This window comes from Polaromonas sp. P1_G2 (assembly GCF_056405515.1).
In genome coordinates this window covers 1-424 of the sequence record NZ_JBFUBY010001314.1, presented here as the reverse complement: position 1 = coordinate 424, position 424 = coordinate 1, and the positions used below count along the sequence as shown (strand labels likewise).

1 protein-coding gene is annotated in these 424 nt (G+C 64.9%); it reads left to right on the top strand.

Annotated features, from left to right (window positions below):
* Window positions 1-424, top strand: a 424-nt coding sequence (locus tag AC1D0P_RS30320; RefSeq protein ID WP_477680120.1) for an ABC transporter ATP-binding protein, incomplete at both ends; no start/stop codon positions are given.

Below are 424 nucleotides of genomic sequence, written 5' to 3'. Positions count from 1 at the left end.
GCGGTGGACAATGTCTCGGTGGACATCCAGCCCGGCGAATTCTTCTCGTTCCTCGGCCCGTCGGGCTGCGGCAAGACGACGATATTGCGGATGATTTCCGGCTTTACCCATCCCAGCGGCGGCGCCATCCGCATCGGCGGCAAGGATATGAAGGACACGCGGCCGAATCGGCGGCCGACGGCACTGATCTTCCAGAACCTGGCGCTGTTTCCGCTGATGAGCGTCTGGGAAAACATCGCCTTCGGCCTCGAAGTGCGCGGCGTCGGCAAAGCCGAACGGCGCAAGAAGGCGGAGGATCTGCTCAGGCTCGTCGACCTGCCGAACGCCGCCGACAAGTCGATCAGCCAGCTTTCCGGCGGCCAGAAGCAACGCGTGGCGATTGCCCGGGCGCTCGCCGTCGAGCCCGACGTGATGCTGCTCGATG